Below are 13,253 nucleotides of genomic sequence, written 5' to 3' on the forward strand. Positions count from 1 at the left end.
CCGTCAGCTCTTGATGACGAAGATCGCGTGTGCGAGCTCGGACGAGAGGGTCATCCCGTCGTGGCCCGGCACGCTGATGATCACCGCGCGGGGAGTCACGTTCGCCGTGACGCGAGCGTTGGGGACGATCCCTCCGCGACGGAGATCGGAGATCACCTCCGGATCGGACTGCGCGTGCTCCGACATCCGCGCGATGACGACGGCGGATTCGCCCTGCGGCAGATCGACCAGCCGCACGGCCTCGTCCTCGACCGCGGTGAGCTCCAGACCCAGCAGGTCGAGGCCGGGAATCGGGTTGCCGTAGGGCGAGGTGGTCGGATTGTCGAGGACCTCGACGAGGCGGCGCTCGACCTCCTCGCTCATCACGTGCTCCCACCGGCAGGCCTCATCGTGGACCTGATCCCACGGCAGTCCGATGACGTCGACGAGCAGGCGCTCGGCGAGGCGATGCTTGCGCATCACCGAGACGGCCAGATTACGGCCCTTCTCGGTCAGTTCGAGATGGCGGTCGCCGGCGACCCGGAGCAGGCCGTCGCGCTCCATGCGTGCCACCGTCTGGGAGACGGTCGGTCCGCTCTGCTCCAAGCGTTCGGCGATCCGGGCGCGCAGCGGGACGATCCCCTCCTCTTCGAGGTCGTAGATCGTCCGCAGATACATCTCTGTGGTATCGACAAGATCATTCACGGAAGCCTCAGTCCTTTCGCTTTCGTTCAGGTTACCTGCACTTCTCAACCACGGGTGGACGTCGTGTCGTCCCGAGTGGCGTGCACTCGGCACCCGAAGCGATAGCGTGACGTGGAACTCCCTCCCGGCTGACGCCGACGAGGGTCACGGTGTCACGGAACGAGGCGATGCGATGAACGCGGCGGTCATCTGGAGCGAACACTTCATGGACTACAAGTGGGCCTACACCCACCCGATGAGCCCGGTTCGGTTGGCGTTGACGATGTCGCTGTCGCGCAGTCTCGGTGTGCTCGACGGCGTGGAGACCGCGGAGCCGCTCTCGGTCGACGACTCGGTGTTGACGACGGTCCACTCGCAGGGGTACGTGGACGCGGTCCGGGCCGTCAGTCACGGCGCGGCGTCCGTCAACGGACCGGTGCTCGAACGGCTCTTCGGACTCGGCAGCGCCGACAACCCCATCTTCGAGGGCATGCATGACGCCGGGTCGATGCTGGTGGGCGGTTCATTGGCGGCGGCCCGGGCGATCGCGTCGGGGACGGTGCGTCGCGCGGTCAACATCGGCGGCGGCATGCATCATGCGATGAAGGGGCATGCCGCCGGATTCTGCATCTACAACGACTGCGCCATCGCGATCGAATGGCTGCTGGCGAACGGCTACGACCGCATCGCCTACATCGATGTGGACGCCCATCACGGAGACGGTGTGCAGGCGCAGTTCGAGAACGACCCGCGGGTCATGACGGTCTCGCTGCACCAGCATCCGGCGACCCTGTGGCCCGGTACGGGCTGGCCGACCGAGGTCGGCCAGGGCGACGCGGCCGGAACCGCCGTGAACGTCGGCCTGATGCCCGGCCTCGGGGATCGGCTGTGGCTGCGGGCGTTCCACGCAGTGGTGCCGTCGATGGTCGCGGCGTTCAAGCCGCAGATCCTGGTCACGCAGATCGGGGTCGACAGTCATCGCGACGATCCGCTGACCGATCTGGCGTTGACGGTCGAGGGGCACGCAGCGGCGGTGCGGGCGCTGCGTTCGCTCGCCGACGAGCACTGCGAGGGGCGGTGGCTGGCGGTCGGCGGCGGCGGGTACGGAGTGGTCAACGTCGTACCGCGGAGCTGGACGCATCTGATCGCGGCGGCCCTCGACCGAGACGTGGCCCCCACGACCCCTATCGGAGACGAATGGCTCACGGCTGCACGGGAACTGGGGTCAACCGTGCACCCGGACTATGCGCGTCCGCCGGAGGCCACGATGGGTGACGGCGGAAGTGTCGACTACGTACCCTGGGACGGGGACGCCGGAGCCGAGCCGCCGCCGGGAGTTGCGGAGGCCGCCCAACGGCAGACCGACAAAGCCATCATCGCCACTCGCCGCGCGGTCTTCCCCCTGCACGGCCTGGACCCGGAGGACCCGCGTGACTGACGTCCAGAGACCCAGCGAGTATCCGCGCCAGTGGGCGGCCGACGTCCTGGCGTCCGACGGCGGGGTGGTGCATCTGCGGCCGATCGTCCCGGAGGACGCCGATCGGCTCGTCGCCTTCCACGACGGGCTCAGCGAACGAACGCGGTACATGCGGTACTTCGGGCCGACACCGACGTTGCCGCCCCGCGAAGTGGTTCGGATGACGACCGTCGACTACCGGAACCGCGTCGCCCTGCTGGCCTTCCTCGGCGACGAGGTGATCGCCATGGGCCTGTACGAGGGACTGGCCCAAGACGGTAAGCCGACATCGGCGGAGGTGGCGTTCGTGGTGGCCGACGCGCACCAGGGGCGCGGACTCGGACCGATCCTCCTCGAGCACCTCGCCGGAGCGGCCGCGGAGAACGGGTTCGCCCGTTTCGAAGCCGAGGTCCTCTCGGAGAATCCGAACATGGTGGCGGTGTTCCGCGACGCCGGCTACCAGGTGAGCCGTGCGTTCGACGGAAGCACCGTCCACGTGGAGTTCCTCATCGACCCGACCGAGGCGCTCCTGTCGGTCCGCAACGCCCGCGAACGCGCCTCGGAGGCGCGATCCATCGCCAACCTGCTGCGTCCCGCGTCGGTGGCGGTCATCGGGGCGTCGACGGACCCGAAGAAGGTCGGCAACGTCCTGCTCGCCAACGTCCTCGCCGCCGGGTTCACCGGGCCGGTGTTCCCGGTCAACGGACCGGGTGCCGGGGGCTCGGATGCCGGGGGACCGGATGCTGGGGGTTCGTCCGACGCCCGCGGCGCGACGGCGACCCGCGGCGGGCGCGTACCGCCGCCGTCCGTGCGCGGGATCCGCGCGTATCCGACGGTGCGCGACATCCCCGACCCGGTCGACCTCGCGGTGATCGCCGTTCCCGCGGCGGGAATCGACCGTGTCCTCGACGATGCGCTCGCCAAAGGTGTGCGGACCCTCGTGATCGTGTCCGCCGGTTTCGGCGAACGCGGGGAGGAGGGGCTCAACAGCGAGCGCCGACTCACCGAGCAGGTGCGTGCGCACGGCATGCGGCTGGTCGGCCCCAACGCACTCGGCGTCGTCAACAATCATCCCGACGTGGCGCTCAACGTGTCCCTGGCGCCTCGCATCCCCGGTCCGGGACGAGTCGGCTTCTTCTGCCAGTCGGGGGCACTCGGGATCGCGATCCTCGACACGGCGGCCCACCGGCAGCTGGGGCTGTCGAGTTTCGTGTCCGCGGGCAACCGCGCCGACGTGTCCGGAAACGACGTCCTGCAGTACTGGGACACCGATGACGACACCGATGTCGTGCTGCTCTACCTCGAGAGTTTCGGCAATCCCCGCAAATTCGGGCGGATCGCCCGGCGGGTGGCGTCCAAGAAGCCGATCGTCGCGATCAAATCGGGCAGCGGCGCCATGTCACCGGTCCACGCGCAGCGGACCGGACCCGTCCGGGACGACCGCGTGGCGCAGATGGTGCTCGAACAGGCGGGCGTCATCCAGGTGGAGACGATCGCGGAGCTCTTCGACTGCGCGACGGTCCTCGCGTACCAGCCGCTGCCGGCGGGCCCGCGGACGGCGATCATCGGGAATTCGTCGGTCATCGCCTCGTTGGCCGCGAACACCGCCCGCTCGTCGGGCCTCGACGTCGTGACGACGCAGGACCTGGGTCCGGCCGTGACCCGAGAGGCGCTCAGCGACGCCGTGTCGACGGCGATGCACGATGACGGCGTCGACGCGGTGATCGTCGTCTTCGTTCCGCCGGTCGCCGTCGACGCCGCGGACTACGCCCGCGGACTCATGGACGCCACGCGGGCCGACGACGGGGGAGACGTGCCGAGCAAGCCCGTCGTCACGACCTTCCTCGCCGTCGAGGGCGTCCCGCCCGGACTGTCCCGGACGGGGAGCGACGGTGTTCCCGCCCGCGGATCGATCCCCTCGTATCCGACGCCCGAACGCGCGGCCAGCGCGCTCGCTCAGGCCTGGCGATACGCCCGCTGGCGGGCGCGGCCCGTCTCCCGACCGGCCGCCGTCCCCGACGCCCGGCCCGAAGACGCGCGCAGTTTCGTCCGCGAGGCGATGGAGGAGACCGAGCGCTCGCTGACCCCGCGGGAGGGCGCATTCGTTCTCGGCCAGTACGGCATCGACGTGGTGCCGTTCCGCGACGTGCGGTCGATGCACGAGGCATCGGCGGCCGCGCGTGAGCTCGGCTTCCCCGTGGCCGTCAAGGCGACGTCGCCGACATGGGTGGGCCGTGTCGACCGGGAGGGGGCACGGCTCGATCTGTCCGATGCGACGGCGGTGATCACCGCGTTCACCGAACTTCAGGCGCTCACCGGCGACGCGGTCCTGCAGGTGCAGAAGATGGCGCCCAAGGGGATCGGACTGTGCGTGACCGTCTCCGACAGCCCCGCGTTCGGTCCGCTGATCTCCTTCGGGCTCTCGGGCCGGCTGTTCGAAGCGCTCGGCAACCGCGCATTCCGCTCGGTGCCGCTGACCGAGCAGGACGCGCGCGACCTCGTGGTCGAACCGAGCGTTCAGACCCTCCTCGAGGAGGACGGGACCGACCCGGAGGCCCTGGTCGATCTGTTGCAGCGGGTGTCCGCTCTGGTCAACGACGTTCCGGAGATCAGGGAGCTGACTCTCGATCCGATTCTGACGTCGTCGGAGGGGGTGTCGGTGCTCGGCTCGCAGATAAGGGTGGGCCCGGTGCCGACTCTCGCCGACACCGGGCCCAGACGTCTCGGTTGACGATCAGCTCGCGTAAGCGCGCAGCTTCTCGGCGCGATCCCCCTCGCGGAGCTTGCCCATCACGTCGCGTTCGATCTGGCGGACGCGCTCGCGCGACAGTCCGAAGGCGCGACCGATCTGGTCGAGGGTGCGGGGCTGGCCGTCGTCGAGTCCGTACCGCATGGTGATCACCTGCATCTCACGCTCGTCGAGCGTTGCCAGCACCGACCGGATGTCCGAGTGCAGCAGGTTCGCGATCACAGCGGTCTCCGCCGAGGTGGCCTCGGCGTCCTCGATGAAGTCGCCCAGCGGGGCCTCCTCGTCGTTGCCGACCGGCATGTCCAGGCTCACCGGGTCGCGACTGTGATCCATCAGGTCCGCGATCTTGGTCGCCGGGATCCCCGATTCGAGGGCGAGCTCCTCGTCGGTGGCCTCGCGGCCGAGCTGCTGGTGCAGTTCCCGGCGGATTCGCGCCAGCTTGTTGACCTGCTCGACCAGGTGGACCGGGAGTCGAATGGTGCGGCTCTGATCCGCCATGCCGCGGCTGATCGCCTGGCGGATCCACCACGTGGCGTACGTCGAGAACTTGAATCCCTTTGCGTAGTCGAACTTCTCGACCGCGCGGATCAGTCCGAGGTTGCCCTCCTGAATCAGATCGAGCAGCGGCATTCCGCGGCCGGTGTACCGCTTGGCCAGGGAGACCACGAGGCGGAGGTTCGCCTCCAGAAGGTGGGCGCGCGCCTGCTCGCCCTCGCGGACGAGGATCGCCAGGTCACGCTTCTTCGCCGGGCCCAGGCGCTTCTTGGTCGCGAGCAGGTGCTTCGCGTACAGGCCGGCCTCGATGGCCTTGGCCAGATCGACCTCCTGCTCGGCGTTCAGCAGGGCGGTGCGACCGATTCCGTTGAGGTAGACGCGAACCAGGTCGGCCGACGGCGACTGTGCATCCAGATCCTGCTCGGTCATCGGGGGGCGGACTCGAGCGGTGGAACGTGCTTCGGGGCGGGCAATCGTCGTGGTAGCCATGCGACCTCCTGTGGGATGCGGATCATCGATGCGTTCACTGGGTTCAACGCGTCGAGGGGCCGAAAGGTTCCCCGGGGTTGCTGAGAAGTTACTTAGGGAAATTGCTCAGGGGGAAATTGCTCAGGGAAGGTGTTCGGAGAAGTTGTTCGGGGAAGGGCTCACGAGCGCGGGCCGCGCGGAAGACCCCCGCCGCCGTCCGACCCGCTGCCGTCCGACCCGCTGCCGTCCGACCCGCTGCCGTCCGAACTCCCGTCACTGGAATCGTCCTGATCGTCCGGGGCGGCATCGATCACCGGGTGCGCGGCGTCGTCGGTGTATCGGTCGCCGGGAGCCGGCTGCGCGGCGATCTCCGGCTGCACCGTCTCATGGCTGCCGTAATGGTAGGTGGGCACCTCGCCGCGCTTGCGCGGCTCGCGGTCGTTGGCCTTGAGCACCGCGATCCACGGGATGGGGATGGAGACGAGGATGATCGCGAGCGCGTACCACCCGTTCTGCGTCCAGACGTAGACCAGCGACGCGAGAATGAGGGCGGGAAACCGCACCGACATGAGCAGGATGTACTTGCGTTTACGGGCTCGGAACTCTGCGTCGAGGTCGGGCTCGGCGCTGGTGATCAGGAAGCTCTGATCGTCTGCGCCGTGGTTCTCGTCGCGTCGTTGTCGGTCCGCCATGACCTCCAGTCTCCCACAGTGCGTCACAATGGATTCATGGCTACTGAGACGATTGAACGCCCGGACATCGACGAACGCACGGATCTCGACGAGAGGACCGACACCGATGAGCGGAAGGGATCCGACGACGACGCGCCCAAGGTCTTCCACTACGTGAAGAAGGATCGGATCGCGGAGAGCGCCGTGATGGGCACCCACGTGATCGCACTGTGCGGTGAGGTCTTCCCGGTGACGAAGTCCGCCAAACCCGGCTCCCCGGTGTGCGAGAAGTGCAAGAAGATCCACGCGAAGATGAAGAAGTGACGCTCAGCGGTCGGGGTTTCCGGGCCGTCCCGGAAGCGCCCGATTGCGCAGCGTGTCGGTGAGTTCGGTGGTCTGACTGGTCATCCAGCTGCGGACCACGCCACCGCTGCTCTTCGCGGGCCACAACTCCTCGATCGAGGCGTTGAGCTCGGCCCCGAGGACGATCGCGAACCCGAGGAAGAACGTGAAGAGCAGGAACGCGATCGGTGTCGCCAACGCACCGTAGGTGTAGCCGGTCTGTGTCAGCGACGTGAGGTAGAAGCGCAGCACGTACGTCGCGAGCCAGAAGAAGACCCCGGCCAGCAGAGCGCCGGGAATCAGCCGGTGCCAGGGGAGCGGGTGGGGCAGCGCGAAGCGGTACAGCAGCACGAGGACGCCGATGAGGACGAGGCCCACGAACGGGAAGTATCCCCAGTCGACGAGATCGCTGATCGCCGGATCCCACGACGGCGGCACGATCTCCCGCAGGTACGTCGGCCCGAGGGCGACGAGCGGCAGGATCAGCACGCACGAGATCAGGAAGAACAGGTAGATGATCAGCGCGAAGATCCGCTGCCAGACCGGGTTTCGGATCTGATTCTGTCCGTGCGCGTTGGCGATCGACGAGACGAAGCACGACATCGCCGATGAACCGGCCCACAGGGAGAGCAGGAAGCCCACCGACACGACCGCGACCCGGCCGCGACCGAGGACGTTCTCCAGAGTCGGGGCGATCAGGTCGTCGACCACCGACTCGGTGAAGGTCCGTTCCGCGAAGGACAGGATGCGGTCGTTGATGATCACGATCGTGTCGGGACCGAACCATCCGGCGATGTACCCGAGGCTGCCGAGCACGCCGAGCAGCAGCGGCGGTAGGGACAGTGCCTGCCAGAAAGCGGCCTGGGCCGCCCAGCCGATGATCGAATCGTCCCAACTCTTGACGATGGTCCGCCAGCTCAGACGCGGTATTCCGCGGACGACAGCGACCAGGCCGGGCCGGGATCCGGTGTCCTCCGCGAGGGTGGCCGCCTGGTCGATCGGGTCAGTCGTCGGTTCGTCGTCGATGTCTACAAGCATGAACGATCGACACCGGAACCCGACATCCGGCCGTCGCCCGGCGTGGCGGACGACGGTTCGGTCCCGGGCGACGGTCGGGGATAGAATCGGGTGGGTTTTTCGCGCGAGGAGGGTGCACGAACACGGTGACCAGCACTGAAGTCGAGAATGCGGGGGGCAAGGCGGCCAGAGGCGACACCGGCGCCCCGCTGCGAGCCTGGCAGCGACGGGCGTTGACCAAGTATCTGACGCGCAGGCCGCGCGACTTCCTCGCCGTCGCCACCCCCGGAGCGGGCAAGACGACCTTCGGTCTGCGGGTGGCGACCGAACTGCTCACCGATCGCACGGTGGAGCGCATCACGGTGGTGGCGCCCACCGAGCACCTCAAGCACCAGTGGGCGGCTGCGGCGGCTCGAGCCGGAATCGCGCTCGACTCCAACTTCTCGAACTCCACGGGCTCCACCAGTGCCGATTACGACGGCGTGGTCCTCACCTACGCGCAGGTCGCCTCGCACCCGTACCGTCATCGTGTCCGGACCGAACAGCACCGGACCCTGGTGATCCTCGATGAGATCCACCACGGCGGGGACGCCCGTTCGTGGGGCGACGGGATCCGTGAGGCGTTCGACGACGCGACGCGGCGCCTGGCGCTCACCGGTACGCCGTTCCGGTCCGACGACTCGCCGATCCCGTTCGTGACCTACGAGCCGGAGCCCGGAGGCGGGCAGCGGTCGAAGGCCGACCACTCCTACGGTTATGCGGATGCGTTGGCCGACGGGGTGGTCCGTCCGGTGGTCTTCCTGGCGTACTCGGGTCAGGCGAGCTGGCGGACGAGTGCCGGCGAGGAGTTCACCGCCCGACTCGGCGAGCCGCTGTCCAAGGAGCAGACGGCGCGCGCCTGGCGGACGGCGCTCGATCCGCACGGCGACTGGATACCCGCGGTTCTGGGGGCGGCACACCGTCGGCTGACCCGGCTGCGCGACTCGGGAGTGCCGGATGCCGGCGGCCTGGTGATCGCGACTGATCAGCAGACGGCCCGCGACTACGCGGAACTGCTGTTCGCGATGACCGGGACGCGACCGGCGCTGATCCTCTCGGACGATCCGACGTCATCGGCGCGCATCGGCGAGTTCGCGGACGGCGACGCCGAGTGGATGGTCGCGGTCCGGATGGTGTCGGAGGGCGTGGACGTCCCGCGGCTGGCCGTCGGCGTGTACGCGACCAATGCCGCGACCCCGCTGTACTTCGCGCAGGCCATCGGTCGCTTCGTGCGGTCGCGGCGGCCGGGAGAGACCGCCAGTGTGTTCCTGCCGTCGGTGCCCGTGCTGCTGGAGCTCGCCTCGCAGTTGGAGAAGCAGCGCGATCACGTGTTGGGCAAGCCGCACCGTGAGAGCGAGGACTTCGAGAACGATCTGCTGGCGGAGGCGAACAGGCAGAAGGACGAGCCCGGCGAGGAGGAGAAGGCGTTTCAATCGCTGCACGCCGACGCAGAGCTCGATCAGGTGATCTACGACGGCGCGTCCTTCGGGACCGCGGGAATGGCCGGCTCCGACGAGGAGTCGGACTACCTGGGCCTTCCGGGGCTGCTCGACGCGAACCAGGTCCGAACACTCCTGCAGCAGCGTCAGGCCGAACAGGTCTCCCGTCGGAGCGCCGCGGCCCGAGCCCGGCCGGCCGACGATGAGCAGGCCAAGGCCGCCCCGAACGCCGCCGAACGCCACACGGGGGAGGATCTGCGGTCCCTGCGCAAGGAGTTGAACACGTTGGTCGCACTGCACCATCACCGGACCGGGAAGCCGCACGGGCAGGTGCACAACGAGCTTCGGGAGCGTCTCGGGGGTCCGCCGACGGCGATGGCGACCGCCGGTCAGCTCCGTGAACGGATCAAAGCCCTGCGCACCTGGTAGGTGCGCAGGGCTCCGATGGGGTCGATGCGGTGTGTCGCGGTCGTCTATTCGACGATCGCGCCCATCTCCACGAGGCGTGCCTCGTGGGCGTTGTAGTGGTGGCCGCAGAACAGGAGTTCCCCGCCTGCGGGCAGGGTGGCGCGCACCTTGGCGGCGGCTCCGCAGCGGTCGCAGCGGTCGGCAGCGGTCAGCGGGGCCTTCGCGGGTGCGGTCGTGGCGGTGTCGCTCATGTCGTCCTCCGTCCCTAGCCGACGAATCGCGTGTCGATTCGTCGTCCTTCACTCTGTCAGACGTTCGTCGTCCCTGAAATGTTCCCGCGCCGCGCGGGTGTGTCGCAAATCAATCGTCCTCTCCTCGGGGTGTGGCGACCCCGACGATGCGGAGGGCCAGCCCGGCGTAGAAGTCGGCCAGTGCGTCCGGTGTCAGTGCGCCGCGGGGTGAGTACCAGCGCGCGATGTCGATGCCCATCGACAGCAGGGCGGTGGTGGTCGATGCGGGGTCGTCGACGGCGAAGTCGCCCGATGCGATGCCGGAGTCGACGACCGCGCGGACTCGCGCGGTGATCTCGCGGCGAAGGGCCAGGATTCGGTCTCGGTGGTCGGGTGCGAGAGCGGCCAGCTCGTAGTTCACGATGCGGGCCCCGGTGTGGTCTTCGGCGTGGTGATGGGCGAATGCCCGCATCACCGCGGCGATCCGGGCCGGCGGCGCGGCGTCGGGGCGATCGGCGTCATCGAGGAGCGCGATGGTTCTGAGGTGGCCGTGATGGGAGAGCTCGAAGAGCAGCTCCTCCTTGGACCGGTAGTGGACGTAGACCGCGGCCGGGCTCATGCCCGCGGCGGACGCGATGTCGCGAGTCGTCGTGCCGTGGAAGCCGCGTTCGGCGAACGCCTCGGTGGCGGCGGCCAGGAGTCGACCGCGCGTCTGGGCGGACCGGGCGGAGGCACCGCCGGCGTCCGGGTGGTTCGCTTCGGCTGTCAAGGGGGCCTCCTGGTGGGACGATATGAGCGGGATCTCGTTTCATCATGCGGTTGACGTAGGTCTCATACTCGTGCACAGTGGACATTAACAGCTAAGCGAGCGCTTAGTAAGCATCACTGTATCGCACCGACGAGGAGAATTCATGGCCCAGAGCACCCACCCCCGGCGCTTCGCCGGACAGACGGCGATCGTCACCGGAGCCAGTCGGGGGATCGGCTACGCAGTCGCCCGGCGGCTGGTCGACGAGGGGGCCAAGGTGGTGATCACCGCGCGCAAACAGGAGCCGCTCGACGACGCGGTGCAGCGCCTCGGCGGTCACGACGTCGCGCTCGCCGTCGCGGGCCGGGGCGACGACCCCGATCATCAGAGCGACGCCGTCGCGCGCGCGATCGACACCTTCGGCAGCGCCGACCTCCTCGTCAACAACACCGGGATCAACCCCGTCTACGGGCCGCTGATGCAGATGGACCCCGACGCGGCCCGCAAGATCATGGACGTCAACGTCATCTCGGCGCTCCGCTGGACGCAGGCGGTGCACAGCGCCTGGCAGGCCGACCACGGCGGCGCCATCGTCAACATCGCCTCGATCGCGGGTCTGCGGCCCGCGCCGAACATCGCCTTCTACGGCGTCTCCAAAGCCGCCGTCATCCACCTGACCGAGGAGCTCGCCTGGGAACTCGGGCCCGGAGTGCGGGTCAACGCCGTCGCCCCCGCCGTGGTCAAGACACGGTTCGCCACCGCCCTCTACGAGGGACGCGAGGAGCAGGTCGCCGAGGCCTACCCGCTCAAGAGGCTCGGCGAACCCGAGGACATCGGATCGGTCGTGGCCTTCCTGCTCTCGGCCGACTCCGGATGGATGACCGGACAGACGGTCGTCGTCGACGGCGGCGTCCTGCTGGGCGGTGGCGTGTGACGGGCTTCGACCCGACCGGCAGCACGGTGGTCGTCACGGGTGCCGGCAACGGCATCGGAGCGGCGCTCGCCACCACGATGGCCGCCCACGGGGCCCGGACCGTGGTCGCCGACCTGGACGCCGCCGGTGCGGCGCGCACCGTCGAGGCGATCACAGCGGCCGGCGGAACGGCCCTCGGGGTGCCCGGTGACGCCGCGTCGCAGGACGGTGTCGACGCCCTGATCGCCGCGGCGAGGGCCGAATACGGCCCGATCGACGCGTGGTTCGCCAATGCCGGCGTCGATCGCGGACGCGGCCTGGATGCGAGTGACGACGACTGGGAGCTGTCGTGGAACGTCAACGTGCTGGCCCATGTCCACGCGGCCCGCCGACTCGTGCCCGACTGGGTGGAGCGGGGCCGCGGCCGTTTCGTGGTGACGGCGTCGGCCGCCGGTCTGCTGACGATGCTCGGCGCCCCCGCGTACTCGGTGACCAAACACGGCGCGGTCGCCTTCGCCGAGTGGCTCTCAGCCACCTACCGGCACCGCGGCGTGGTGGTTCAGGCCGTCTGCCCGCAGGGTGTGCAGACCCGGATGCTGGACGACGCCGGACCACTGAAAGAACTCTTGAGCCACGACACCGCGCTGACGGTGGACGACGTGGCCGGGGCCGTGCTCGAAGCATGCAGCGACGACCGGTTCCTCATCCTTCCCCACCCCGAGGTCGCGGACTACTACCGTGCGCGGGCTCAGGCGACCGACCGATGGCTCGGCGGAATGAATCGACTCCAACGCGGACTCGAGACCACCACACGACAGGAGAACCGACCATGACCCAGAACTCGACCGGTACGGGCGCGGCGACGCCGCGCGTCGCGATCGTCACCGGCGCCGCGCGCGGCATCGGAGCCCAAGTGGCCCGACGGTTGGCCGACGACGGCCACGCCGTCGCCGTCGTCGACCTCGACGAGTCGTCGTGCGCGAGCGTCGCCGACGAGATCGTCGCCGCCGGCGGACGAGCCGTCGGCGTCGGCATCGACGTCTCCGATGAAGTCGCCGTCGAGGCCGGTGTCACCCGGATCGCCAAGGAACTCGGAGCGCCGACGATTCTGGTGAACAATGCCGGGATCATCCGCGACAACCTGCTGTTCAAGATGACCGTCTCCGACTGGGACTCGGTGCTGGCCGTCCACCTGCGGGGGGCATTCCTGATGTCCCGCGAAGTGCAGCAGTACCAGACCAAGGAGGGGTGGGGTCGCATCGTGAACCTGTCCAGCACATCGGCGTTGGGCAACCGCGGTCAGGCGAACTACTCGGCGGCCAAGGCGGGCATGCAGGGACTGACCAAGACCCTCGCGCTGGAACTCGGTCGGTTCGGCGTCACCGCCAACGCGATCGCGCCGGGCTTCATCGCCACCGACATGACCGCGGCCACCGCCGACCGCATCGGGGTCCCCTTCGAGGACTTCAAGGCCGCCGCCGCCAAGGAGATTCCGGTCCAGCGCGTCGGCGAGCCCGCGGACATCGCGCACACCGTGAGCTTCTTCGCCAGTGAGGGGGCGGGTTTCGTCTCCGGTCAGGTGATCTACGTCGCCGGCGGACCGAAGGCATAGGGG

General features: G+C 68.9%; 13 protein-coding genes. 7 read left to right on the plus strand and 6 right to left on the minus strand.

Annotated elements, in window-relative coordinates:
• Window positions 1-3 precede the first annotated feature (3 nt).
• Window positions 4-684 (minus strand): iron-dependent transcriptional repressor DtxR, encoded by a 681-nt coding sequence (locus tag G528_RS0103440; RefSeq protein ID WP_026917756.1) that lies wholly within the window; start codon window positions 682-684, stop codon window positions 4-6.
• A 172-nt stretch (window positions 685-856) separates the two neighbouring features.
• Here G528_RS0103440 and G528_RS0103445 point away from each other — a divergent pair, with 172 nt between their 5' ends.
• Together G528_RS0103445 and G528_RS0103450 are read left to right on the plus strand one after the other, a co-directional pair.
• Entirely contained in the window at window positions 857-2,101 is a 1,245-nt protein-coding gene (locus G528_RS0103445; RefSeq protein ID WP_026917757.1) for an acetoin utilization protein AcuC, read from the plus strand.
• Window positions 2,094-4,850, plus strand: coding sequence for a bifunctional acetate--CoA ligase family protein/GNAT family N-acetyltransferase (locus G528_RS0103450; protein ID WP_026917758.1), 2,757 nt, complete (start codon window positions 2,094-2,096; stop codon window positions 4,848-4,850). The genes G528_RS0103445 and G528_RS0103450 overlap by 8 nt, the downstream gene beginning before the upstream one ends.
• 3 nt (window positions 4,851-4,853) lie before the next feature.
• Here the strand turns inward: G528_RS0103450 and G528_RS0103455 are convergent, their stop codons facing one another.
• Complete coding sequence (locus tag G528_RS0103455) at window positions 4,854-5,852, minus strand: sigma-70 family RNA polymerase sigma factor (RefSeq protein WP_026917759.1); 999 nt, start codon at window positions 5,850-5,852, stop codon at window positions 4,854-4,856.
• Window positions 5,853-6,010: 158 nt separating this feature from the next.
• Window positions 6,011-6,523 carry a DUF3099 domain-containing protein gene (locus G528_RS17970; RefSeq protein ID WP_051198238.1) on the minus strand — a complete coding sequence of 171 codons (513 nt, stop codon included), beginning with the start codon at window positions 6,521-6,523 and terminating at the stop codon, window positions 6,011-6,013.
• Between the two features lie 36 nt (window positions 6,524-6,559).
• Between G528_RS17970 and G528_RS0103465 the strand changes: the two genes are divergently transcribed.
• Window positions 6,560-6,826, plus strand: a complete 267-nt coding sequence (locus tag G528_RS0103465; RefSeq protein ID WP_026917760.1) for a DUF3039 domain-containing protein — start codon at window positions 6,560-6,562, stop codon at window positions 6,824-6,826.
• Between the two features lie 3 nt (window positions 6,827-6,829).
• Here G528_RS0103465 and G528_RS16270 read toward each other — a convergent pair whose 3' ends face one another.
• On the minus strand, window positions 6,830-7,882 hold the full coding sequence (locus G528_RS16270) for a YihY/virulence factor BrkB family protein (RefSeq protein ID WP_051198240.1): 1,053 nt from the start codon (window positions 7,880-7,882) through the stop codon (window positions 6,830-6,832).
• A gap of 125 nt (window positions 7,883-8,007) precedes the next feature.
• Between G528_RS16270 and G528_RS0103475 the strand changes: the two genes are divergently transcribed.
• Window positions 8,008-9,768, plus strand: a complete 1,761-nt coding sequence (locus G528_RS0103475; protein WP_026917761.1) for a DEAD/DEAH box helicase — start codon at window positions 8,008-8,010, stop codon at window positions 9,766-9,768.
• Window positions 9,769-9,812: 44 nt separating this feature from the next.
• Here the strand turns inward: G528_RS0103475 and G528_RS0103480 are convergent, their stop codons facing one another.
• Window positions 9,813-9,998 (minus strand): DUF7455 domain-containing protein, encoded by a 186-nt coding sequence (locus G528_RS0103480; protein WP_026917762.1) that lies wholly within the window; start codon window positions 9,996-9,998, stop codon window positions 9,813-9,815.
• A 109-nt stretch (window positions 9,999-10,107) separates the two neighbouring features.
• Window positions 10,108-10,746, minus strand: a complete 639-nt coding sequence (locus G528_RS16275; RefSeq protein WP_035718819.1) for a TetR/AcrR family transcriptional regulator — start codon at window positions 10,744-10,746, stop codon at window positions 10,108-10,110.
• A 142-nt stretch (window positions 10,747-10,888) separates the two neighbouring features.
• Here G528_RS16275 and G528_RS0103490 point away from each other — a divergent pair, with 142 nt between their 5' ends.
• The 3 genes from G528_RS0103490 to G528_RS0103500 are packed head-to-tail and all read left to right on the plus strand — an operon-like array spanning window position 10,889 to window position 13,250.
• Window positions 10,889-11,659, plus strand: a complete 771-nt coding sequence (locus tag G528_RS0103490) for an SDR family oxidoreductase (RefSeq protein ID WP_026917763.1) — start codon at window positions 10,889-10,891, stop codon at window positions 11,657-11,659.
• Window positions 11,656-12,471 carry an SDR family NAD(P)-dependent oxidoreductase gene (locus tag G528_RS0103495; RefSeq protein ID WP_026917764.1) on the plus strand — a complete coding sequence of 272 codons (816 nt, stop codon included), beginning with the start codon at window positions 11,656-11,658 and terminating at the stop codon, window positions 12,469-12,471. Before G528_RS0103490 ends, G528_RS0103495 begins: the two co-directional genes overlap by 4 nt.
• Window positions 12,468-13,250: an SDR family oxidoreductase gene (locus tag G528_RS0103500; RefSeq protein ID WP_026917765.1), complete on the plus strand. Its 783-nt coding sequence runs from the start codon at window positions 12,468-12,470 to the stop codon at window positions 13,248-13,250. Before G528_RS0103495 ends, G528_RS0103500 begins: the two co-directional genes overlap by 4 nt.
• Window positions 13,251-13,253 lie beyond the last annotated feature (3 nt).

The organism is Gordonia shandongensis DSM 45094 (assembly GCF_000423025.1).
Taxonomy (GTDB): Bacteria; Actinomycetota; Actinomycetes; order Mycobacteriales; family Mycobacteriaceae; genus Gordonia; species Gordonia shandongensis.